We start from the raw sequence: 23,753 nt of genomic DNA, 5'->3' as shown, positions 1-23,753 counted from the left end.
CCAGGTACAAGGAGACGGTATTGTACCAGGTACACACCTGTCAACTACGAGAACCAAAACCCTATTGTTTCCCTCTTTCAAAAGGTGATCGCATGTCCATAATCGAATAAGTAAACAACAATATTTAAAAAGGGGAGTTCATCATGACGAATAGAAAAAGGCTGCGAGACCTCGGTGTGGAAATCGGTACTTTCCCATGCGGGCGTAATAACAGCATCACTGATATTCCCGGGGTGAAAGTGGGGCATCAAACGCTTCATCATAAGAAAAATGGGAGAGTGGTCAGGACAGGGGTTACGGCGATATTGCCCCATGAAGGAAATCTATTCAGGGAAAAGGTTTTTGCAGCGAGCCATGTAATCAATGGATTTGGCAAAACGGCGGGAACGATCCAAATCGAGGAATTGGGCGTGCTGGAAAGTCCGGTCATGCTGACGAATACACTTTCTGTCGGCGATGTCATGAAAGGGACGGTAGAGTATTTGATGGGGGAGTGCCCTGAAATAGGAGATACGACAGGGACGGTGAATGTATTTGTCGGTGAGTGCAATGATGGATATTTGAATGATATCCGCGGACTTCATGTGACTGCGGAGGACGCGGGGCAGGCGATTAGAAATGCACGCTCCGGATTGGTCGATGAAGGATGTGTCGGAGCGGGGACAGGGATGCTTTGTCTTGGATATAAGGGGGGCGTCGGGACAAGTTCGAGGCGATACACAATTGGAGCGGATGAATATACTGTAGGAGCTTTAGTGGTGACGAATTTCGGCAGGCTAAGGGACCTTCCCCTCCAAACCGGCATCACAATAGAAGAATGGGAAGTCCCTGACGGATCAATTATGATCATTCTTGCGACAGACGCCCCTATGAATGAAAGACAGCTCAAACGTCTGGCCAAGCGGGCGTCATTCGGCCTTTCCAGGACCGGATCGTATGCTGCGCACGGGAGCGGTGATATTGTCCTAGCCTTTTCCACTGCCCAAAAGGTCCCGCATCAACCGGATGAAAACAATACAAACTCTTATTCATTTATCAAAGAAGATGGAGAGTTCATTTCTACCCTGTTCGAGATGGCTGTTGAGTGTGTTGAAGAAGCCATATGGAATGCCCTGGCAAAGGCAGAAACAACAACTGGAAGGCAGGGACGGCTTGTGGAAGCCATTCCGCTGGAGCTGCTTGCCGGTTTAGGGAAATAAGGAATAGGGAAATGGTAACCTGCACTTAAAATGGTTTTTCCTGAAAGATAAGAGGAAGAATAAGATTGAAAGGAAGTGAAAAACGATGAATCATATACCGCTGCCTCTTTCATTTTACGAGCAGCCGACTTTGGAGCTTGCTCAGAGCTTGCTGGGATGTGTGCTCGTGAAGGAAACGGAAGAAGGAATCGCTTCGGGTTATATAGTGGAAACAGAAGCGTATCTCGGTCCGGAAGACAGGGCCGCACACAGCTTTGGAAACCGCCGGACAAAACGGACGGAAATCATGTTCCATGAAGCCGGCCGTGTCTATACATATTTGATGCATACCCACTGTCTTGTGAATGTCGTCGCTGCAGAAACCGGGGTGCCGAATGCCATCCTGATAAGGGCAGTAGAACCGCTGGAGGGACTCGGCTTAATGAAAGAGCGAAGGAAGGGCCATCCGATGAAAAACTGGACGAGCGGTCCGGGTAAATTGACGAAAGCCCTCGGGATCACGATGGAGGACTATGGAAGATTCTACACCGAGCCTCCGCTTATCATAACGGAGGGATATGCACCTCCAGAGATTGCAGCCGGTAAAAGAATCGGGATCGATAACTCAGGTGAAGCAAGAGATTACCCTTGGCGCTTCTGGGTCAAGGGGAACCCTTATGTATCCAGGTGACCGGATGGATTCTAAATTTTCAAGTAAACACTAGAAAGAATAATCCCAATGTACTAATTTTATGGTATATTTTACTTAATTAGACCTTATTCTACATAAAATGATAATTTCCGCATTGGGAGCTGTGAACCTGACTGATAAATGGGCGCTTGCATTCAGGGGAGCTAGTAGCGCCAACCGACCACATTCGAACGGATTTACGTTCTTTCATGTGGTCTTTTTTCAAGCCGTGCAAACGTCCAAAAAACTTTTAATAAAGAAAGTACAGGGGATTTATGAATATTTTTACGATTTTTCGGGAAACCGAGTAAGCTGCTTGCATAATAACAGAAGATCATAAGCTTCAAGAACGCTTGAATAGGAATTTGACGGGAACAGAAACTTCATATGAAATGAAATTGTTTTAATTGAAATAAAATTGAAAAAATTTACATCTTCATTTAAACTGAAGAAAAAGGAAAAAGGGGATTATTATGAGGGTTTTGAAGTTTCCGTTGAAACTGATATTTTATTATTCTCTTGGTCTAATTGGCATTCTGGCTGTAAGTATAGCTCCTCAAGCATTCACTGAGAGAGGAATGTATAACTTTATAGGTTACTTCGAAGAATTCATCAAGTTTATTTTTTATTTTATGGAGCCGGAAAATTGGATTTATTATTATAAGAATCAACCTGTTGAACTTTTGGAGTTTCTATGGGGTACATATCTATACTCCTTAAAGATTTTGGGGGGAGCTTTGGCTATTGGACTAGGTCTTGCATTAATTTTAAATTTGATTACTGTCTTTCTGCCCCGCTGGTTGACTGTACCGATCAAAAAGCTTCTAAATCTGCTCGAAACTGTTCCGGATCTGATGTTTGCTTTTCTTCTCCAATTATTCATTGTTTTTATATTTAAAAAATCCGGTATTGAGTTAATGCTATTTACCGCTTACGGGGAAGAGACCGTATATCTTGCCCCGATGATTACTCTCGCTGTCATACCGATTATCTCTTTTTTTCGTATTCTACTTTTAATTACAGAAGAGGAATTTTTGAAACCCCATATTGAATTCGCACAAAGCAAAGGGTTATCAAAATGGAAAATATTCCGCTCACATGTAATGAAAAATGTGTCACCGAGTTTTTTTCACCATGGGAAAATCATTATCTGGGGCATGCTCTCAAGCCTGTTCATCATTGAAACAATCTTTAATACGAGAGGAATAACGTACTTCGTCACTGATGATTTCAGGCCGATTGTCATTGCAGTCTCCCTTATACTCATTTTCACCCCATTCTTTGTCATATATCAAGGAGTATATCTGTGGGTGAATGATGGAAGCGGAGAAGACCTTACCAAATATAAGAAAGATCGCAATCATTTCCGGGAATGGAGAATATGGTTGTGGGCCGCCACCCTCAGAAAGCTATGGTGGCAGCATATGCATAACCCTAAGTTTGCAGCCGGATTCAGCATGATTTTTATCATGATCGTGTATAGTTTCATATTTCCGTTGTTTAAAGAAAAACCTATCAACTTTATTAATTACATGAAAAATGATGAAGGGCGGATTATCTCAGCACCGCCGCATCCTCCATCCAAAGAGATGATTTTAGGGTCTGATTTCTTTGGGTACAGCATCATGGATCAAATGATTGTGGGGGCTAAATATACACTTTTATTTGCGTTGATCGTTGCGTTTCTAAGGGTCGTAGGAGGGTTCTACCTTGGTGTGGTGTATCACTTTCATTTAAAAGAATACCGGAAAAACTGGCTTGACCGAATGGTGGATTCCATCCATTTCCTTCCCTTGAGTTTGATTGCTTATTTATTGTTGAGACCCGTATTATGGGGTTCTCCTGCTCAGGGATTTCAAAATTCCATATTTGAACGACTGATTTTTGAAGCTATCCTGCTGACGATACTGGTATTACCCTTAACCACCGTGCTTATCGGGAATGAATTGAAGTTGATAGGCAAGAAAGACTTTGTTCTTTCTGCCAAGCTGCTTGGAGGAAGTAATAAGCATTTGCTCTGGACCCATTTATTCCCCCATTTGGCACCTCGGCTATTTATTATTTTCGGCCATCAATTCATTCAAACGCTGCTCATATTAGTTCATTTAGGTTTATTTCACTTATTCTTGGGAGGAACGATCATTACGGGCGGAGACATGCCTGACCCCCCTAAGACCGGGACCTTTGAGTGGTCAGGACTGATAAGCTCTGCAAGGTATTCACTGATGACAGGTAAATACTGGGTCGTACTTGCCCCGCTTGCAGCTTTCATGATCGCTATCATCGCGATGCAGCTCATTGTCCAGGGAGTAAAGGAAATCCAGCAGAAAAAGGTCGGTGTGCTCGTAAACAACACACCAATCAAGCACAAACGAAAGCGTGTGAAAAAGAAAGAGTACCATCCGGTCATGGACGATTTCAAGTTGACTAATCATCAGACTTATAAAGGATAAAAGGAGTTTTCGAAATATGAGCGGTAAGAGCCCGAAACTGCCTTTGACAGATGAAGAAAGAAGTTCCTTGCGGCGGGAGAAAATAAGATTGAAGGAAATCAAACATTATTCCCCGGAAGAGCTGGGAGAAAGACTGGGAATCCCGATTGAAAGAGCGCAATATCTGGTGGGGATGTCCATTTTTCAGCAGGTTCCTTCCATCGGTCCGAACATGGCTCACAACGTCGTAGAAGATTTGCAGTTTCATACATTTGAAGAGATCAAGGATGAAAAAGGGGAAGACCTCATTATCGCACTCGAGAAAAAATACGGTGTGTGGATGGACCCCTGTGTAGAAGATTCGTTGAGATGTGTTGTTCACCATGCCAGCCACCCTGACAGTGACAAGAACTGGTGGGATTTCACGGCCGAGAGAAAAGCTTACAGGGAAAAATACGGGTATCCTCCTGACAGGCCGACAAAGGCTTGGGACACGATGAAGAAATAAAATAAAGCAGATATGAACATGTCTTATAAGGCATGTTTTTTTCTATGGGTCAATTAGCAGACGGCCCATCCTGACTTACCGACTAAATAATCTAAAAATTCAAAAAAATAACTAGTTCTTTTCATCTGTTTTTACTCGAACATGCTGACAAGCTATTATACATGTGTTAAAACATATAAAACCATAAAAAGGAATTAATGGTAAAAAAGTCAGGGAGGCTGTTACGTGAAAGGAAAATTTCTATTAAAATCAGTTTTTATTGGAGCATTAGGTCTTGCAATGATGACACCAGGTGCGATCGCCCATGACGTATTAGATGACATTTCCATAGAAAAAGGCGAAGGTGCAGGATCAGAAGCCGTGATCCCACAACTTGAAGGCAGCAAGAATCTTAGTGGATGGCATGAAGTAGCAGCGGTTCAATTGGAAGAGAAAGATGGGGTTCAAAACAATACGGCTGATGTCTATGCCCATAATGGCTTTGCCTACGTTGGTACCCATACTCAGAATGGAGGCAACGGGGGTGTACGGGTATTTGATCTCAAAGATCCGTCGAACCCCGAGGAAGTAGCGGTATTTGGCGATGAAATTCCAGGTACATGGACAGAGAAGGTCATCGTGAAGAAGGTAAATACGAAAGATTTTAATGGAGACTTGGCAGCAGTCAGTGTTCAACAGCTTGATCGCAGCAACCCTGACTCTGTAGGAGGAGTTCTTCTTTATGATGTTACGGACCCAAATCATCCTGAAAAGCTTGGATTCTGGGAGGTGGATAAGAGAGCACCGGGAACCCATGAATTATATTTGGCCAAACAGGGAGACCGTGCTTTCGTACTGGCAGCAAGCAACTATGCTGACTATTATACACACGGAGAGAAGAAGGATTTCTCATTGATTGATGTAAGTGATCCATCCAACCCTGAAACCATCTATGAATTTGACCCGCGTCAGCTTGAAGAAGTGGCAGATGACTTTAATGGGTACCACTGGGAGGCTCCGGACGGAAAGACTCGTCCAGTATTCAATCACAGCGTCATGACAGATGAAAATGCAAAGACTGCTTTCTTATCTTATTGGGATCTTGGGACAATCATGCTGGACATCAGTGACCCGGATAACCCTGAGTATTTGGGAAGAACGGAATATGCCTCGGACCAGCAAGGCTCTGCACATTCGGCGCAGGTTGCCAAGGGAGGTACAGTGCTGGTTGAAACAAGGGAAGTATATGCCCCAAAAAGGGAGGGCTATGAAGAGTCCTATGGGTACACGAGGATCTTTGATATCAAGGATAAATCAAATCCTAAGCTCTTAAGCAATTTCAAGACGGATCTTGTTGATGAGGTGGAAGATGGGGTAACATTCGCAAATACTGTCCATGACCCCAAAGTCGTCGGGAATACTCTTTATTTATCCCATTATGCAGGCGGCGTAAGAGCGGTGGACATTACAGACCCTGCGACACCAACAGAGATTGGCCGCTACGTTCCGGAGAACTCGTTTATCTGGGGTGTGTTCGCCGACCGAAACTACATTCTTGCCTCAGATATGGGATCAGGCTTGAAAGTGCTTCAAAAAAGTAATAAACCTGAGTAACGATAAAAAGCTCCACGATTAAGTATCGTGGAGCTTTTTTGAGTGAGCGATTCTGAATTGAAGGTGTAAGAAGTCAAAAGTTTTTGTGATTTAAAATGTCTCCTATATAATCAATTCATATAAGAAAGGAGAGGATAGGATGGATTATGCAATCGTAACGGGTGCCACCAGGGGACTCGGGGAGTCAATCGCAAAGCTCTTCATTGAAAAGGGGATTTCACTCATCAATATTTCACGGTCAGATCATGACGAATTAAAGGAAATGTGTGAAGGAGAAGGAGTCTCCTGCGAGTACGTGCCATGCGACCTTTCCAATCCGGAGGAAGCAGGGAAGGCGGCGAAGAAGGCAGGGGAAATCGCATTGAACTCCAATGCCGAACGCATCTTTTTGATTCAGAATGCCGGTGTGGTGACACCAATCAATCCTTCGGGGCAGGTGGAGAATGCGGATCTTGAAAAAAGTGTGAATGTCAATCTGCTGTCCCCCATGATTATAACCAACGAAATGCTGAGAGCCTTGCAAGATTCGGAAAAAAGCCAGCTGATCATGGTCAATGTGAGTTCGGGAGCGGGAAGCAGGCCTGTCTACGGGTGGAGTACCTACTGTTCCACCAAGGCCGGAATCAATATGATGACTGAAACCGTCAGCCTTGAGCTTTCGAAAAAGGGCAGCCGCCACAAAGTGATTGCGTTCAGTCCGGGAGTGATGGACACGGATATGCAGGGAACCATCCGTTCTTCTTCTGAGAAAGCTTTCGCAGACGTAGAAAACTTCAAGCGATATAAGGAGCAGGGGATGCTGAGAAGTGCGGATACAGTAGCAGGCGCCCTTGTGGATCTTGTAACCGAAACAGATGTGGAATCCGGGAAACTATATCATGTGAATGACTTGTTATAAACAAAAAAAGAGACAAATCCTTAATTCGGATTTGTCTCTTTTTCCATTATGAGCGTGCAGTGCTTGCCTTATGCGCCTTTGCACGCGTGAACTTCGGCAGGGCAAATCGGATCGCGACCAATCCGCATACTGCTGTCAGGATCGGATAGAAAGCATATGGAATAACACTTAAGGGCGAGATTCCTGCTGTTTCTGCGACGAGCAGCGCCTGGGCTCCATATGGGATCAGTCCTTGAACGGAGCAGGAGAAGATATCGAGAATACTGGCAGACTTACGTGCGTCGACGCCGTAATTTTCGCCGATTTCTTTCGCAAGCGGACCAGCAATGATGATAGAGATTGTATTATTCGCCGTACAAAGATTCGTTGAGCTTACAAGACCGGCCGTTGCCAGCTGTGCCCCTTTTGGCGAGAGGATCTTGCGTGTTGCAAGATAAAGCAGCGCCTGAATGCCGCCGTTATAACGGATCAGTTCCACAACGCCTCCAATCAGGACGGTAAGAATGACGATTTCAGCCATACCAGTCATGCCGTCGGCAATGCTTCCGAAATAGCTGGAAGGCGTAAAGCTGCCATCCGCGAACCCGATGATGCCTGAAAGAACGATGCCGCCGAATAACACGACAAACACGTTTAATCCTGCCAATGCCCCGATGATGACTCCAAGATAAGGGAGGATCTTCACCCAGTCATACGTGCCTGCTTCAACCGCAGACTGATTGCCTGCCGTGATAAAGAACAAGATGACCATCGTCAGAATGGCTGCAGGCAGGACGATGAAGAAATTCACTTTGAACTTATCTTTCATTTCTGTTTTCTGCGTGCGCACTGCTGCGATCGTTGTATCGGAAATGAAAGAGAGATTATCACCGAACATCGCACCCCCGATGACTGTTGCCATCGCGACAGGCATGCTGATGTCCGTGCCGCTGCTGATTCCGACACCGATTGGCGCAAGTGCTGCGATCGTACCCATTGAGGTACCCATGGATAGTGAAACAAACGCCGCAATGATGAACAAACCAACGATCAGAAGGTTTTCAGGAAGTACAGTTAAAGCCAGGTTCACGGTAGAATCAACAGCACCCATTTTCTCAGCGACACCGGAGAATGCCCCTGCTAAAAGGAAGATGAACACCATGATCATGATATCAGGATGTCCCGCCCCTTTAGCGAAACGCTCCACTTTCGCATTCAGTGACTCTTTTCGGTTCATAAGCAACGCCGCTACGGCTGCGATGATGATGGAAACGAGTACCGGGAATGCATAGAAATCACCTGAAATGATTCCCGCACCCAGAAACAGTGCAACAAATATGACTAATGGCAGTAACGCCAGAAGATTTCCTTTTTCGTTAAACATTCGAACAACTCCTTTGGCATATGGTGTAGGAAAATAAAAAACCTCTTCTTGGGCAAGAAGAGGTTTCCAATAAAAGAAACACTCCCCTTATCTTTCAAGCATCATGCTTGCTGGATGTGGCACAGCACTCAAAATGAGTCCGCTGCCGAGACATCACAGGGCCAGTCCCTCCGTCTCTCTTGATAAGAAGAATACGTCTATATTCATTTGAAAATTATACTTACATACTTTAAGGCGTTTATAGGAAAAAGTCAAACGTAAATTTGTTCGTATTCTTTTAATAAGGCTATAAATGATTTCCAGTCCACTCGGCTGAATCCGTTGAAGCCCCATAATAATAGGATTTTCAAAAAAGGAGCGATTGATGCAGTATCTTGTTTTATCCATAAAAAGGATTTACAATCTTCTAAAATAGGTCTAGTATTATAGGGATAAAAAAACATCTGGGGGATACGGAAGTGGAAAAAACGGTGCGTAATCAAGTCTTTACATTGCAAGGCTTTTATTTTTTGACTTTTTTTGGGGTGGGCAGCCTATACCCGCTGTTAAGCGTCTATTTAAGCGAAAGTGTCGGTCTGAATGGCTACCAGATCGGGACCATCATGTCGATCGGCCCCATCATGATGATCTTCTTTCAGCCGGTCTGGGGAATGGTGAGCGATTCGACAAACCGTCCGACCCAGGTGCTCTCCTTTACTTCGCTTATTGCGGGGATATTTGCTCTGGGGTATCTGGTGACCGACCTTTATTACGGGATTCTCCTGACAGCCATCCTTGTCGCTGTTTTCCAGAGTGCGATCATACCCGTTTCTGACAGTATCAGCCTGAAATATACTAGTAAAGTGAAATATAATTATGGCAATATACGATTATTCGGTTCACTGGGATTTGGTGTCGCAGTGTATGTGATGGGTAAATTGTCCGAAGGGTTCATCGGTCCGACCATCATTTTCTATGCATTCTTCATATGTCTTGTATTTTCAGCAATACTGGCTTTTCGTTTCCCGAAGGAACGCGCATCGGCCAAGCTTGATTTGAAAGCAGGTATGAAAGAATTATTCGGACTGAAAAAATTCCTCATCTTCCTTGTCGTCACCTTCATGGTATTCGGACCGAATCTCGCCAATAATACGTACTTCGGATTATTCGTCGAAGATTCGGGCGGTACATATGCAGGGATAGGGCTGGCATTCTTGATTGCTGTATTATCGGAAGTTCCGTTCATGAGAATCGCAGGAAGCTGGATCGACCGGTTCGGGCTTTTGTCGGTCGCTGCCCTCGCAGGAGCGGCATCCATGATCCGCTGGCTGTTTTATTTTACGGAGCCGAGTCTTTGGCTTGTATACAGCTCTGCCGTCATGCAGGGTCTGGCGATCGGATTGTTCGTCCCGGCAGGCCTCCGTTATATACGGGAAATTACGCCCGCTCACATCACCGCCACTGCCGTCACGATTTATTCGGCGATCGGAAACGGCCTAGGCAATTGGTTCAGCACGTTTATCGGAGGCTTCATCCTGGAGACCTTCTCCATCTACGCCGTTTATCTTTTCTTCGCCTTCCTGTCCATGATCGGCATCCTCCTTTGCTTTGTGTTGATGAAGGAAGAAAAGAAGCAGGCATTGGCTTATTAAGGAGAAAGACGTTCCCTAAAGTGAAATCTTCGGGGAGCGTCTTTTTTATGGTAAAAAAGGTATTTAACGAAGTGACATCAAATTAATAGGTAAGGAAAATGATAAATGTGTCAGGAAAAGGAGAAGAAAATGCAAGATAAAATCAATCTTATTAAAGAGAAGATACCAAACTTCATCATCCACAATTACTATAAAAATGAACAGGGTCAGAATAATGTTGTACTGATCATCAATGACGAATGGGTTTTTCGGTTTCCAAAGTATAAAGGGGGGATCGAACAGCTGAAGAAAGAGACAGTGATCCTGGAGAGTGTCTCAACAAAGCTCTCCATCCCTGTACCGAAACCGGAATTTCAATCCTTTCATTCTGAAGAACCGGGACAGGTTTTTACAGCTTACCGCCTATTACCCGGATCTCCATTATGGAGAGAAAACATAATCAATATTGAAGAACCTTGGAGACAGCAGGCAGCCGGGGACCTGGCTGTATTCCTGAAAGAACTGCACAGTATTCCAGCGGACACCATTCTCAGCCCGGCCCAGCAGAATTCGGTCGTTGAGGAAATGGAAGATTTGTATAAAAGATTGGAGACAAAGGTATTTCCTTTTATGAAACAGGAGGCGGTCGAAGAAACGGAAAAGCGCTTCACTGCTTACTTCAGCTCCTTTCAATCTGCGGAAGCAAGTATCGTGCATGGGGATTTCGGCTGCTCGAATATTCTATGGGATAAGGGGAGGGTATCCGGCATCATCGACTTCGGCGGAGCCGGGATCGGGGACCCTGCCTATGATGTTGCCGGGATATTAGCGAGCTATGGTGAAGAGTTTCTTAATATGATGATTCCTCATTATCCTGAAATAATTTCATTTCAAGAGAGAGTCCATTTTTACAAGAGTACGTTTGCGTTGCAGGAAGCATTGTTTGGTGTAGAAAACGGAGACAGGCAAGCTTTTGAGAATGGACTGGCAGGGTATAAAAAATAGTTTTCGAAAAAAATTTTATCTGAAAAGGTTTGAATTTTCTCAACAAGTGGTAGAAATACGGTAAGAAAATTATAATCAATCAACTTAAATAGATCGAGCCATAGGCCACTAATTATAAAGGAGACAATTCCAATGAATAACAACTTCGTGTACTCGAAAAATTTTGCAAACCTTGGAGATAAAATTGAATTCAAACGTAAGAAGCATATAGTAAACGGAGTGGTGACCACTTTAAGAGAAAACACCGTCATCATTAAAGTAGATAATGAGACTGCAAAGAAACTGGATCTTCCAGATAACCAGACGGTTGTCTCCCATAAAAATTATGTCATCGTCGAAAGAGCAGAGAATGACACACAGCCGGTATTCGTTTATGACGGCTGGAACAGTGCGTTAAAAGCATAAAAAGAAGAAAGGCTGACTCTGAATCTGCGGGGTCAGCCTTTTCTTTATTATTTATTCAGTTTTGCCGCATACTCCTCGACCATTTCGACGGTCACTGTTTTCCTCTGCGGAACGACTCCCTGTCGTGCAAGGGTGTTGATTTCCCGGGTTGCCTCATTGATCCGGTCTGTTGTAAAGGCATCGCCTGCCTGACAGAGCTTTACCGCTTCATCGATTGCCCTTTCCCGTTCTTCGTCCAGTTTCATGAACTTTTGTACAAGCTGGTTTTGCCTGGTTGAATGTTTGGTGATGTCTTTATGTACACTCATGGTCTCATTCCTCTCAGTCCGTTAGTTTTCTATGTCTTTATTATGCTTTTGTATGATCGAAATGGCAATGTTGTTTTTTTGTTGTGATAATGACGCTGTTGGTTTCCGTGGAAGATTTCGCTTTCCGCGGGCGGGCGGTGAGCCTCCTCGGCTTCGCCTCCGGGGTCTCACCAGCGCCGCTTATCCCGCCGGAGTCTTCGTCTTCCACTCCAACCTACAGCTGGAGCGGGCTGTACTAAACAATATTCCCTATCAACCACTACATAGGTATATCTGTCATTAAGGACGAATATGAATGATAATCCGTCAGCTAACACTAAAATATACCAATTATGTTATTGACTTGAACCTGTTGTTTTAGTAGTTTCAAAGTAAGTGAGGGGAAGGGGGAGTCTTGTTGACAGCTATTATTATACGGACAATTTTTCTGAGTGTGCTGTGGGGTGTGTTGATTTACGATTCTTCTCAAGATTCCATTTCGATGATTTCTCTGATGATGATCTGTTCTCTTTCTTTTGCACTCTTCTTTATCACACCTGTTTCCAGGAACAAGCTCTTCCTTTACATATGCCAGACCCTGCTGCTCCTGGTTTCAAGCTTAGTGAGCCCGGAACCGCTGCTGGCCTGGGGCATCTTCTGTTATTTCCATCTTGAAGCAAGCATCCACCTTCTCCCGGAAAAGTACCGGTTGTTCATGTATAGTACAGTTCTCTTCTTTGGTGTTGAAGCTTTTCTTTTTTGGGATTCCTATACCCCCGCTGTCATCCCTTTCTTCGCCATGTTCTTGTTCATGACATGGAAAGTGAATGAAGGAAGTCATGATTTGAAGGAGCAAAGGCTCCTGTATGATCAGCTGCTCGGGGAATACAGGAAGCTGAAAAGGGTCCTGTATACTGCGGAGCGGAATTCAAAGGCCGAGGAAAGGACGAGGATCGCAAGGGAAATCCATGATTCTGTCGGTCACAATCTTACGGCGCTCCTGATGAAAATCGAAATGTTATCCATTCAGCATGGATATTCCCTTTTCAAAGAGATAAAGAATCTTGCAGCAGCCAGCCTGGATGAAACAAGGGAAGCGGTGAAGGCACTGAAAGAAGGAGAAATCGAAGGGATTCAATCCGTCATCCAGTTGATCAGGAAGCTGGAATCGGAGAGTTCCGTCATGGTTGAGCTGACGACTCAGCATGGGGTGCTCTCAACCAGGCTGACGAATAAACAGAATATTGCGGTGTACCGCTGTATTCAGGAAGGGATCACGAATGCCATGAAACACAGCTGTGTTAAAGAAGTGAAAGTGACGCTCGGCAAGACCGCGCTCGGGCATCTTCATTTCATAATCACCAATCAACTCGATGAAGTCCGTCCCTTCCAAATGGGTTTCGGATTAACCAATATGAAAGAACGGGTGGAGGAGCTTGGCGGCAAGCTTGAAATCCATCAAACTGATAAAGAATTCATACTGAGAGGAGCTTTCCCTGTGGAAGAGGTGGCTACGGCATGAAGAGAATCTTATTGGTGGAAGATCAGGGAATCGTGCGGCAGGGCCTGAAAATGATGATCGAACAGGACGACGCATTAAGGGTAGTTGCAGAAGCGGAAAATGGGGTTCAGGCCATCAGTCAAATGGAGGCCCATCTCATCGATTTGGTTGTCATGGATATCCGCATGCCTGAAATGAATGGTCTGGAAGCGACCAGAGTCATAAAGAACCAATGGCCGCAGGTGAAAATCCTCATCCTGACCACTTTCAATGATGATGAATACGCATTGGAGGCATTAAAGGAAGGAGCGAACGGATTCCTGCTGAAAACCTCTCAAGGGGATAAGCTGATCCGGTCCATACACAGCTGCTTGAAAGGCGGCATGAGCCTGCAGGATGAAGTAGCAGCAAAAGTGGTGCCTAAACTGCTGTCCCGTAAGGAAAATACAGAAGCAGATCATCCTTTAACCGAAAGGGAACTATCGATCACCCGCCTGGTGGGGCAGGGAAGGACGAATAAAGAGATAGCCGGTGAGCTTCACTTATCGGTCGGCACCGTAAAGAATCACCTGACCCAGATCCTTCAGAAATTAGAACTCCGTGACCGGACACAGCTGGCCATATATGCAGTCAAACATGACATCGCCTGACTGACCCGATCATGGGCCGGTCATTTTTTTTTGCGCTTATTTGAAGGCTGATTTCTAAAAGGCTGCTGCTTTTTGTAAATTGGATTACGGCCTGAATATAGCTTGTGGAAGTGCTCTTTTCAAACTCAAGTTCAAACAACAGTTTGACGGACAAGCTGATACCACTGTAAAACAATAAGTATGCGAAAAGAGATTTTTTGAAAAAGTGACGGAGGTCATACCGATACAGGCAGAGTAGTGACAGAGGTAAGTGTGAGGATTCCATTTTGCGAAATACAATAAGAGTATAAATGACAAAGGGGCTGATTTGATGCTGGAAGTGGTGAACCTTTCAAAAAGTTTCAAGAAGAACGTAGCGGCGGACGGTGTGAATCTTTATCTTGAAAAGGGAGAGATGGTCGGGCTGCTCGGTCCGAACGGAGCCGGGAAATCAACAACGATATCCATGATTTCATCGCTCATTTCCCCGAGTGAAGGAGATGTAAGGCTGCATAATGAAAGCATCCTGAAGACTCCGGGTAAACTGAGGAAGGTCCTTGGGGTGGTTCCTCAGGAGATTGCCTTATACACAGATTTAACGGCTAAAGAGAATCTTGAATTCTTCGGGAAGATCCACCGATTGAGCGGAAGGGGACTAAAAGAAAAAATAAAGGATATTTTAGAGCAGATCGGTCTGACCGACCGCCAGAACGATGTAGTCAAAACATTTTCGGGCGGAATGAAAAGAAGGCTCAATATTGGGGTGGCACTCCTGCATGACCCTGAAATCCTCATCATGGATGAACCGACGGTGGGCATCGATCCGCAATCCAGAAACTATATCCTGGAAGAGGTAAAAAGGCTCAATACCCAAAAAAACATGACGATATTATACACCAGTCATTACATGGAAGAAGTGGAATTCCTGTGTGACCGTATTTACATCATGGATAAAGGGAGCATCATCGCTTCAGGAACAAAAGATGAAATCAAAAGTATACTCTCATCGGAATCGACCATCCTCATCAAGCTGGATAAAAATTCACCCCCGTTTGTGGAAAAGTTAAAAGAGCTTGCAGTCTTCAAGTCCGTTACCTCCCATGAGAAAACGGTCACGGTCGTCATTCCAAAAGAAGTACACCCATTCAATCAGATCTTTCAAATCGCTGATGAAACGGAAGCCATTATTGTCACGATCGACCGGCAGACACCGACCCTTGAAGATGTGTTCCTGCATCTGACAGGAAGAGCACTGAGGGATTAGGAGGGGTTAAGATGATTGTTCAATTCATAAAAAAACAGCTCCTCCTGATGGTCCGGAATCCGCAGGTTCTGCTTATTCTGATCGGGATGCCTCTCATTTTGATTACGATTCTCGGATTCGCCCTCGGCAGCGTGATGAACGGGGAAGAAGTAAGCGTGAAAGCAAAAGTAGCGATCATTGAATATGGGGACAGCGCACAGGAACTACAAGATTTTCTAGAGGATCTGGAATCTTCAACGCTTCCCCCGGAAGCAAGGGAAGATGTCTCTCAATCTGCCAAAAGGCTGATGCCGGTTGAACTTTTAAAGAGTGAGGTATTAAAGAGGCCGGAACTGAAAAAATATATATCCGTCGATGAGGCAGAGCCGGGTGACTTGGAAAAAACGAAAGAGGACGACACCTACTCTGCCATCATCGAAATTCCCGAGGGATTCACAGAGCAGATCCTTTCTTCCTTGTTCCTGAAAGGGGGGGAGAAGATTCCGCAGCTCGAGCTTTACCGGAATGAAGGAAAAGAATTGACCTCCAATCTAGTAGAAGATTTACTGGCGGGCTTCCAAAAGCAATACTCGCTTTCAGCTGTCATCGGCAGGTCAAGTGAATCCATTCTGGATACTGACACTATGGATACTGAGGTAATGGGGACGGTGGCAAGCGTGGAAGACCGGGAACCTCTTACTTCTGTGACTTATTATGCAGTAGGAATGAGCGTCATGTTTGTTTTATACATTGCCTCCAATATGGGATCGTTCGCCTATCAGGAAAAGGAGGACCACGTATTCGACCGGATGATACTGGCGGACGTACCGGTCTGGAAATACTTTGTCAGCATTCTGGTGACCACGGTCATTCTCGCGATACTGCAGCTGGGGATTCTCTTTGGGGTATGTGCGATACTTTACGATGTGACATGGCCGGATATAAGTGCTTTTTTACTGGTGACCACTGCACTGAGTCTCGCGGTGGGGAGCATCGGGGCACTGTTGACATCATTAAATTATCGTGCGAATTCCGAGGTCTTTTCTAACTTTTTCTCTACTGTGGCGGTTACGATATTCGCCTTTATAGGAGGCAGTTTTGGAGAATTATTCTCCTCGGACTTTATTCAAAAAATCGGTATCCTAACACCGAATGGTGCAGGCATGGCAGCTTATTTCAAATTATTCCAAGGCTACCCGTTATCAGGTGTATACAGTGAGATGCTTACGCTGATGATTTTCAGCCTCGTTATTCTGACTGCAGCCGCGTTACTATTCCCGAAGAGAGGGGGAACGGCAAAATGAGGGGAATCCTTTTTGCGAAAATGAAAATGTTCCTGCGTAAACCATGGCTCTTTGTCATCATGTCTGCCGTCTGTGTGATGTTTGCATTTTTTACAAGTCAGGGCGGAGTCAATAAAATTCCGATCCCGTACAGTGTGGCTGGTGAAGCCGGTAAAACAGATCAAATCATAAATGAGCTGTCCAACGAAGAAGCCTTTCATTTTCATGAGGTCACACAGGAGGAATTAACAGAGCTGGTGAGTGAAGGGAAAAGGGATGGCGGCCTCATTTTAAAAGAAAATGAGTTCAATATCATCATTTCATCGCGTACCGGCACGACTTCCCTGCTGCAGCAGGCAGTCGGTAAAGCTTATGGCAGCATAGCAAATAAGGAAGCATTGAAAGTGTCTGCAGAATCCAAAGGAATCGATGCAGATGAAGTGGACTCATGGTATTCAGAAGCTGAATCGTCCCCGGTATTTTCAATCAAACAATCTTCATTCAAGGGCAGTGATACGTTCATCTATGACCCGAAACTGCAGTCACTCTTTGGCTTTTCATTGTTTTTTGTCATCTATACAATCGCTTATAATGTCGCGTCGATTCTTTTTGAAAAAAGGGAAGGGGTCTGGGACAGGATGATCCTCTCGCCGATACGCAAATGGGAGATGTATGCCGGGAATCTGGTTTACAGCTTTATCCTCGGGTATATCCAGCTGCTATTGATCTTCCTTGTATTCAGGTATATAACCGATGTGGAATTCTACGGCGGATTCACCACTGTCCTGCTTCTGCTCATTCCTTATGTCTTTTCCATCGTGGCACTGTCGATGCTGATAACGGGACTGGTGAAGAAGGTTCAGCATTTCAACGCGGTCATCCCGATTGTGGCTGTAAGCATGGCGATGATCGGAGGGGCATACTGGCCGCTTGAAATCGTGACGTCCAACATTCTGCTGACCTTGTCTAAAGTTGTGCCGATCACCTATGGTATGGAAGCTTTGAAAGGAGCAACCATTAATGGATGGGGAGCGGAACAATTGATGTTTCCCGTTGCGGTATTGATATTGATGGGAGTTCTGATGATCGGTGTAGGGATCAATCTAATGGAGAAGAGGCATATATAATATAAAAAAGAACAGGCCGACGAGGGGGCCTGTTCTTCCCGTTTAAAGAGTTTATTCATTTGCAGCTTTCTTGCGCAGTTCTTCCCGCTTCGGCCAGCTTTCGACTCCCTTCAAGCCGGGGATGTCATCCGCATAGAAGACTGGATCCAGTCCCTGCCTGCGCTGATCCATATAATTGTTCAACGCTTTAAAGGCGATAGGTGCCAGGATTCCAATCGCAATCAAGTTGGTGATCGCCATCAGGGCCATCGAGAAGTCTGCAAGTGCCCAGACAATATCGAGGCTGGCCAAAGAACCGAATATGACCATGCCAAGGGCGATGATGCGATAGATGAGCAGTCCGGTTTTACTCTTATTGATGAATGGAAGATTGGCTTCCCCATAATAGTAGCTTCCGATAATCGAGCTGAAGGCAAAGGTAAAGATTGCAATTGCCAGGAAGATACCAGCCCATGAGTGGAAATGCTCGGACATGGCAGCCTGTGAAAGCTCGATTCCGGTCAGACCTGATCCATACGCATCTGAAGTAAGGATGATGAACGCCGTGGCAGAACATACGAGAAGCGTATCAAAGAACACGCCGAGTGCCTGGATGAATCCCTGCTTTACAGGGTGGGATACGGATGCTGTCGCAGCCGCGTTCGGCGCACTACCCATACCGGCTTCATTTGAGAACAGTCCGCGTTTCACACCGTTCATGATGGCAGCACCGATTCCGCCTCCGACTACCTGTTCAAATCCAAATGCGCTTTTAAAGATGAGAGCGATTACACTTGGCATTTCAGTGATATTCGTGATGACGACAAACAATGCCAGTACGATGTAAAATCCGGCCATAAGTGGAACGATGGCAGATGAGAAATTGGCAATACGCTTGACCCCTCCAAAAATGATGAGAGCCGTCAATCCCGCCAGGATCAGGCCGATTGCGAGCGGGCTGATTCCGAATGAATTAGTGAACGCTGTCGAAATTGTGTTACTCTGCACAGCATTGAATGTTGTCCCGAAAGAAAGGAGGATCGTTACTGCAAAAATCGAACTCATCCAGCGTTTCCCTAATTGTTTCTCCATGTAGTAGCCGGGACCGCCCTTGAATCCAACTTTATCCTTGACTTTATAAATCTGTGCCAGGGTGCTTTCGACAAATGCACTGGCTCCTCCCAGAATGGCTACAAGCCACATCCAGAATACCGCTCCAGGGCCCCCAAGTGCTAAGGCAATGGCTACTCCAGCTAAATTACCTGTACCAATTCGAGTACCTGCTCCGATGAAGAATGCCTGCAGGGAAGAAATTTGTTTCTTTCCGTCTGCCTCCTGGACATCCTTGTCCCCTAAAAGCCGGATCATTTCACCCAGATGACGGATCTGGACAAATTTCGACCCAACAGTAAAATAAATCCCTAAGATGATCAATAAACCGATTAAGATATAACCCCATAAATATGAATTCGCTTCGTTGACTAAGTTGTTTAGAATCTCCATGATAACCCCCTCGAAAATTTGAATCGGTTACGTTTATTATTATCTGAAAATTGAAACCGCTTGTCAAGTTGTTATCTGAATATTAAAATATTACCAATAATTATTTAGGGGTGCGAAATATACCGTCATAGTAAATCGTTGATTTATATAGGGATAACAAGGAGGAGGGTAATAAGAGGCTATAGATAGAATTATTCTAAGATAATAAAAAATTGATTAATGAATAACTATTTTTTTTGTAAAAAAAGAAAAAGCCACGGATGAATCCATGGCAGAAGGAGGTATTGTTATCAAATTATTAAATGAATTATGTAAATCAGTCAGGGATCAAAAGTAGTTCCAGTAGCTTAAGACAAAGAGTAATACTCCAGTGATCATGGAAATGCCAAACAGCATGAATAAGAAATCAAGAATGCTGTCTACAAATATTTTCTTACGGCTCTCACGTCTGAAATTCCGTACTTCTTTACGATAATAAGCTGAACGGCTCATCCCTTTACCTCCTCGAACTCTTTTAGAGCGATATATACATATTCTCGAAGAAGCAAGAAAATCCTGCCTTTACGTGAAAAAATTGTCGGAAACAAGGGTAAAAAGAGAGAGGCTGGACCAATCCAGCCCCTCTTGTCTGTCACTAGCGTGTTTGGTTCTCAGAAATCTGACTGAGGGCGCCGCCTGCGCTTTGATCGGATTTCTGCTGTACTGCCAAGTCTCCAAGTGCCAGCATTCCGACAAGATTCCCGTTTTCTACAACCGGGAGACGGCGGATTTGATTCTGGGACATCAATGCCGCAGCTTCTTCTGCTGAAGCATCAGGAGAAATGGTTACAACATTCTGGGACATGACATTGGATACGTTGTCCTCTGTACCATTTGTCAATCCGCGGGTGGCGATGTCACGGTCCGTTATCATACCGACAACCTGTCCGTTTTCAACTACAGGCACCGAACCAACATTCTTGGATTGCATTTTTGATGCAACATTCGATAAAGAATCCTGGTTGGATGCAGCTTCAACATTTGTCGACATAAGATCGCGTACTTTCATCATTCTGATTTCCCCCTCAAGTTGTTGTGGCAGTACAATCATTAGTATTTGAAATTTTGCGTTTCATATCCCTTTGCATTACAGGAAGCGATGTCAAGATGCACCAATGTAAATACCCCCGGAAGATCAGGGGGGCACCGGCTATTTTGAGATGAACATCTGTGTCCAGTACGTTCCGTAAGAACCGCCTTTGGCATACCCGACCCCGATATAGGTGTAGGTGCCATTCAAGATGTTTTTACGATGACCGGGACTGTTCATCCATTCGCTGACTACCTGCTCAGGACTGGTTTGGCCGACAGCAATGTTTTCGCCTGCCGAGCTGTACTGAACATTGAAGCTCTTCATCATGTCAAAAGGTGATCCATATTGGGGACTTCTATGGGCGAAATACCCTGTATCCCTCATGTCACTTGATTTATAAAGTGCGACCCTGGACAGCTGCCAGTCCAATTGAAGAGGGGCGAGTCCCGCTTTCTGCCGTTCCTGATTGGTAAGGTCTATCACTTGGCTTTCGACCGACTTTACTGATTTCATGCGGGGGATGAGGATCTCCTGACCTGGATAAATCAAGTCCGGATTTGACAGCTGGGGGTTCGCATCAATGAGTTCAGTTAAGCCGACTCTGAACTTCTTGGATATTTTCCAGAGAGTGTCTCCTTTCTTTACTTGATAAGACTGCGCTGCTTGAGCGCTTTCCATTCCATTAATACCAAAGGCAAGGGACAGGACGAGCATCAGACTAACGAATTTTGTTTTCATAGGTATAAATTGTGTATTTACAGGTGAAATATTCTTAGGAAAAATTAAAAAATAGGATTATTGTTTCATTTAAAGGGAATAGGTAAACCATCTAGAATAAAGTGAAACCTTTTTTATTTTCATACGTACAAATAGATAACGAATTAAAACAAAGAGGTGAATAATGTGGTAAAGGAGAACGATCGCTTTAAAAAGGTGATAACCAAATTGTCGAATGTCGGTGTCAATATCTCCAAGACGAAGTCCAGACGTGAAATTCTCCATTCACTTAAGCAATATCAGCCATTACCCAAAACATTAACACAGGATTCATAACAGGCTGCCAGGCATATTTCTCTTTTTTTCACGATATACTACATAGTAGTGAAAAGGAGGGGAAGATATGGAGAGAGTGATGTTTGATGTACAGACATTAATGGAAATCAGAAAGAAGGCGGATGAAATTTCCTACCGGTGCATGAGCGGGGATCGCCCTTCTGACCTCTACAACATCAACTTGGCGCTGGATCAGGTATCCCGTGCATTGGCCATGTTCGCAGAGATGGAAATCCATCGGATGCAGAACACCCATATTGCATGTGACGGACAAAGCTATATCAAGGGCCGTCTGCGGATAGCATATCGATCGATCCTTCCTCAGGAAGAAGAGTCGAACACAGCATAATAAAGAGGTTGACCCAAGAATACGAAAGTCTAAGAAGCTCCATCCATCAGACGCATTGGCTCATAAAGGACTGATCCTTTAAGGATGAGCATTTCATCTTTTTGGGTCAGCCTCTTTTTTTATCCTTAAAACATTAATAAAGCGTGGTGAGATAATGACAATTCTTTACTCAAAGATATTATTGGTCTGCAATGGAAAAGCAGGCCGGGGGGAATTGGAGACTCAATTGATGGAAGTCACCCCGCCCCTTTTGGACATTTGTGATACCCTGACAATTCATAAAACCAAAGATAAAGGCGGCGCAGAGAAGATCTGCCATGACACAGGAAATGAATATGATCTTGTCGTCATCCTCGGAGGAGACGGAACGGTCCATGAAGCCGTCAACGGGCTGGCACAGCTCTCATCAAGGCCAAAGACCGCCATCCTGCCGGGAGGGACGTGCAATGATTTCGCCCGATCCTTGAATATCCCGATGAACTTGAGGCTTGCCGCTGAGACGATTGCGAATGATTTTCACGAAAAGGATATCGACCTCGTCAAAGCGGATGACCGCTATTTCAGCAATTTCTGGGGGACGGGCCTGGTTTCTCAGACAAGTGAAAATATCGACACGGGATCCAAAAGCGTACTTGGAAAGCTCAGTTATTATATCAGCGCCTTTCAGTCCATACAGGATCCTGTTCTGTTGAATGCCTCAGTCACTGCCGATGGACGGGAGTATAACGAAGAAGTGGTCATGCTGCTCGCTGCTAATGGGCGTTCGATCGGTACGAACCCTCTGCCTGAGTCGATATCGCTTCAGGATGGATTGATCGACCTTTATATGGTCAAGAAAACGGGTCTTCCTTTGATGATGGAATTTTTCAAGATAAGAAGCACCGGAGAAATCAGTTCTGCTTCCGACGACATCATCCACATTCAGGCTTCAGACGTCACGATTCACCTGGATGACGTGAAAAAGGTCGATATGGACGGAGAACTTTATGAGGAACAGAAACAGAACTTGAAGGTTTTGAAGCATCATATGCGTTTCATAACAGGAGAAGATAAATAAAGAAAGTATCGGGCAGCAGCCCGATACTCTCTTTTTGTGTGGTTGGTGATGATACAGCTAATGCGGCATTAGGATTATACCGTATGTTTTTTCTTCCTTATGATCAGGTACACGATATAAGCGAGTATCAATACTCCACCCGCTGCAAGTGTGAGCATGGTGAAGTTTTCTTCGATGAACGGTTTCGCTTTGGCCCCGAGTGTCAAGATAATGGCACCTTCAAGGAAGAAGCGGATGCCTCGTCCGATAATCGACCAGATGACCAGAGTTCGTATCCTGACTCCTGAAACACCGGCGAATATAGTGAAAATTTTATAAGGAACGGGTGTAAGGCCAGCTATGAGAAGCGCCATCGGCCCGTATTTTTTAAAGTATTCTTCAACCTTCTGGATCCTTTGTTCAGAAAACAGATAGACCAGGATCGGGCGTCCCAGCTTCTTTCCGATCCACCATCCGAATAAGGCTCCGATCACTGAAGACACGGTGGTGTATAATGCGTAAAGCAAAGCATTTTCAGGATTGGCGATGGCAAGCGGGATCAACAGGACATCCGGCGGAATCGGGAAGAAGGATGAATCGGCAAACGATACAGCAATAAGCCCCCATACCCCGTAATCCATCAGCCAGGCTTCAAACGCGTGAAGTAATTCAGACATGAGATATCTCCTTTATGATATGCAATTATAGTCAATCTTCATTTTGTTTCATCAATACTCAAAAAGTATATCATCTTTTGAGGAGAGCGTCATGAATTATCTGTCTGGCAGGGGGAGGGTGGATCTGGGTTTGGCGGCTGGCAAATTGGTATCCTGGTGTATCGGCTGATGTAGTTATATGATGATTTCGAATGGCCGAGCATCGGTGTGGGGGTATGCTGATTAGAATAATTCTTAAAAGATCATATAATTTGAAAATGGATCATATATTTTCATTTTGGATCATAAATTTCTGGAATGGATCATAAATCGGAGGAATGGATCATAAATT

At 44.8% G+C, this 23,753-nt stretch carries 24 protein-coding genes and 1 riboswitch; of the genes, 17 read left to right on the top strand and 7 right to left on the bottom strand.

All coding sequences use genetic code 11. From position 1 onward, the window contains the following. Positions 1–143 precede the first annotated feature (143 nt). The 6 genes from BHE18_RS01890 (at position 144) to BHE18_RS01865 (ending at position 7,300) form a co-directional block, all read left to right on the top strand. A complete protein-coding gene (locus BHE18_RS01890) occupies positions 144–1,199 on the top strand; it encodes a DmpA family aminopeptidase (protein ID WP_071617031.1) in 1,056 nt (351 codons plus the stop codon). An 85-nt stretch (positions 1,200–1,284) separates the two neighbouring features. Beyond that, positions 1,285–1,869: a DNA-3-methyladenine glycosylase gene (locus BHE18_RS01885; protein ID WP_071617030.1), complete on the top strand. Its 585-nt coding sequence runs from the start codon at positions 1,285–1,287 to the stop codon at positions 1,867–1,869. Between the two features lie 737 nt (positions 1,870–2,606). After that, positions 2,607–4,322 (top strand): ABC transporter permease subunit, encoded by a 1,716-nt coding sequence (locus BHE18_RS01880; RefSeq protein ID WP_171910638.1) that lies wholly within the window; start codon positions 2,607–2,609, stop codon positions 4,320–4,322. A 16-nt stretch (positions 4,323–4,338) separates the two neighbouring features. Then, positions 4,339–4,809: a helix-hairpin-helix domain-containing protein gene (locus tag BHE18_RS01875; protein ID WP_071617028.1), complete on the top strand. Its 471-nt coding sequence runs from the start codon at positions 4,339–4,341 to the stop codon at positions 4,807–4,809. Between the two features lie 225 nt (positions 4,810–5,034). Then, positions 5,035–6,402 (top strand): LVIVD repeat-containing protein, encoded by a 1,368-nt coding sequence (locus tag BHE18_RS01870; protein ID WP_071617027.1) that lies wholly within the window; start codon positions 5,035–5,037, stop codon positions 6,400–6,402. Between the two features lie 139 nt (positions 6,403–6,541). Continuing rightward, positions 6,542–7,300: a (S)-benzoin forming benzil reductase gene (locus BHE18_RS01865; protein WP_071617026.1), complete on the top strand. Its 759-nt coding sequence runs from the start codon at positions 6,542–6,544 to the stop codon at positions 7,298–7,300. Between the two features lie 46 nt (positions 7,301–7,346). Here BHE18_RS01865 and BHE18_RS01860 read toward each other — a convergent pair whose 3' ends face one another. Beyond that, positions 7,347–8,663: a Na+/H+ antiporter NhaC family protein gene (locus BHE18_RS01860; RefSeq protein ID WP_071617025.1), complete on the bottom strand. Its 1,317-nt coding sequence runs from the start codon at positions 8,661–8,663 to the stop codon at positions 7,347–7,349. A gap of 84 nt (positions 8,664–8,747) precedes the next feature. After that, positions 8,748–8,852: riboswitch (SAM riboswitch) on the bottom strand. A 269-nt stretch (positions 8,853–9,121) separates the two neighbouring features. Between BHE18_RS01860 and BHE18_RS01855 the strand changes: the two genes are divergently transcribed. The 3 genes from BHE18_RS01855 (at position 9,122) to BHE18_RS01845 (ending at position 11,683) form a co-directional block, all read left to right on the top strand. Then, a complete protein-coding gene (locus BHE18_RS01855; RefSeq protein ID WP_071617024.1) occupies positions 9,122–10,294 on the top strand; it encodes an MFS transporter in 1,173 nt (390 codons plus the stop codon). 129 nt (positions 10,295–10,423) lie between these two features. Then, entirely contained in the window at positions 10,424–11,278 is an 855-nt protein-coding gene (locus tag BHE18_RS01850) for a phosphotransferase family protein (protein WP_071617044.1), read from the top strand. A 132-nt stretch (positions 11,279–11,410) separates the two neighbouring features. Beyond that, a complete protein-coding gene (locus BHE18_RS01845; protein WP_071617023.1) occupies positions 11,411–11,683 on the top strand; it encodes a DUF2187 family protein in 273 nt (90 codons plus the stop codon). A gap of 47 nt (positions 11,684–11,730) precedes the next feature. On the opposite strand, the gene BHE18_RS01840 is transcribed toward BHE18_RS01845, so the two are convergent. Next, the gene (locus tag BHE18_RS01840) at positions 11,731–11,991 is read right to left on the bottom strand and encodes a DUF2533 family protein (RefSeq protein WP_071617022.1); all 261 of its coding nucleotides are present in this window, start codon (positions 11,989–11,991) and stop codon (positions 11,731–11,733) included. Positions 11,992–12,388: 397 nt separating this feature from the next. Here BHE18_RS01840 and BHE18_RS01835 point away from each other — a divergent pair, with 397 nt between their 5' ends. From BHE18_RS01835 to BHE18_RS01815, 5 genes are all read left to right on the top strand, one after another. Then, the gene (locus tag BHE18_RS01835; protein WP_071617021.1) at positions 12,389–13,492 is read left to right on the top strand and encodes a sensor histidine kinase; all 1,104 of its coding nucleotides are present in this window, start codon (positions 12,389–12,391) and stop codon (positions 13,490–13,492) included. Continuing rightward, on the top strand, positions 13,489–14,121 hold the full coding sequence (locus BHE18_RS01830; protein WP_071617020.1) for a response regulator transcription factor: 633 nt from the start codon (positions 13,489–13,491) through the stop codon (positions 14,119–14,121). Before BHE18_RS01835 ends, BHE18_RS01830 begins: the two co-directional genes overlap by 4 nt. A gap of 310 nt (positions 14,122–14,431) precedes the next feature. Further along, entirely contained in the window at positions 14,432–15,364 is a 933-nt protein-coding gene (locus BHE18_RS01825) for an ABC transporter ATP-binding protein (protein WP_071617019.1), read from the top strand. Between the two features lie 11 nt (positions 15,365–15,375). Further along, positions 15,376–16,647: an ABC transporter permease gene (locus tag BHE18_RS01820; RefSeq protein ID WP_071617018.1), complete on the top strand. Its 1,272-nt coding sequence runs from the start codon at positions 15,376–15,378 to the stop codon at positions 16,645–16,647. After that, positions 16,644–17,753: an ABC transporter permease gene (locus BHE18_RS01815; protein WP_071617017.1), complete on the top strand. Its 1,110-nt coding sequence runs from the start codon at positions 16,644–16,646 to the stop codon at positions 17,751–17,753. The genes BHE18_RS01820 and BHE18_RS01815 overlap by 4 nt, the downstream gene beginning before the upstream one ends. A gap of 51 nt (positions 17,754–17,804) precedes the next feature. Here the strand turns inward: BHE18_RS01815 and BHE18_RS01810 are convergent, their stop codons facing one another. From BHE18_RS01810 to safA, 4 genes are all read right to left on the bottom strand, one after another. Further along, entirely contained in the window at positions 17,805–19,235 is a 1,431-nt protein-coding gene (locus BHE18_RS01810; protein WP_071617016.1) for an alanine/glycine:cation symporter family protein, read from the bottom strand. A 327-nt stretch (positions 19,236–19,562) separates the two neighbouring features. Continuing rightward, positions 19,563–19,727, bottom strand: a complete 165-nt coding sequence (locus tag BHE18_RS23090) for a hypothetical protein (protein WP_171910637.1) — start codon at positions 19,725–19,727, stop codon at positions 19,563–19,565. 142 nt (positions 19,728–19,869) lie between these two features. After that, positions 19,870–20,286, bottom strand: coding sequence for a CBS domain-containing protein (locus tag BHE18_RS01805; protein ID WP_071617015.1), 417 nt, complete (start codon positions 20,284–20,286; stop codon positions 19,870–19,872). Between the two features lie 138 nt (positions 20,287–20,424). Further along, a complete protein-coding gene (safA, locus tag BHE18_RS01800; RefSeq protein ID WP_071617014.1) occupies positions 20,425–21,045 on the bottom strand; it encodes a SafA/ExsA family spore coat assembly protein in 621 nt (206 codons plus the stop codon). Between the two features lie 156 nt (positions 21,046–21,201). Between safA and BHE18_RS23720 the strand changes: the two genes are divergently transcribed. The 3 genes from BHE18_RS23720 to BHE18_RS01790 all read left to right on the top strand — a co-directional run bounded on the left by BHE18_RS23720 (position 21,202) and on the right by BHE18_RS01790 (position 22,766). Then, a complete protein-coding gene (locus BHE18_RS23720) occupies positions 21,202–21,360 on the top strand; it encodes an Lmo0850 family protein (protein ID WP_306471845.1) in 159 nt (52 codons plus the stop codon). A 67-nt stretch (positions 21,361–21,427) separates the two neighbouring features. Beyond that, positions 21,428–21,709 carry a hypothetical protein gene (locus BHE18_RS01795; protein ID WP_231937980.1) on the top strand — a complete coding sequence of 94 codons (282 nt, stop codon included), beginning with the start codon at positions 21,428–21,430 and terminating at the stop codon, positions 21,707–21,709. 154 nt (positions 21,710–21,863) lie between these two features. Next, a complete protein-coding gene (locus BHE18_RS01790) occupies positions 21,864–22,766 on the top strand; it encodes a diacylglycerol/lipid kinase family protein (RefSeq protein ID WP_071617013.1) in 903 nt (300 codons plus the stop codon). A 74-nt stretch (positions 22,767–22,840) separates the two neighbouring features. On the opposite strand, the gene BHE18_RS01785 is transcribed toward BHE18_RS01790, so the two are convergent. Further along, complete coding sequence (locus BHE18_RS01785; RefSeq protein ID WP_071617012.1) at positions 22,841–23,422, bottom strand: YqaA family protein; 582 nt, start codon at positions 23,420–23,422, stop codon at positions 22,841–22,843. Positions 23,423–23,753: the final 331 nt, after the last annotated feature.

This window comes from Rossellomorea aquimaris (genome assembly GCF_001877785.1).
Taxonomy (GTDB): domain Bacteria; phylum Bacillota; class Bacilli; order Bacillales; family Bacillaceae_B; genus Rossellomorea; species Rossellomorea aquimaris_A.
The sequence above is the reverse complement of the archived record's forward strand: the minus strand, read 5'-3'. Positions and strand labels throughout refer to the sequence as shown.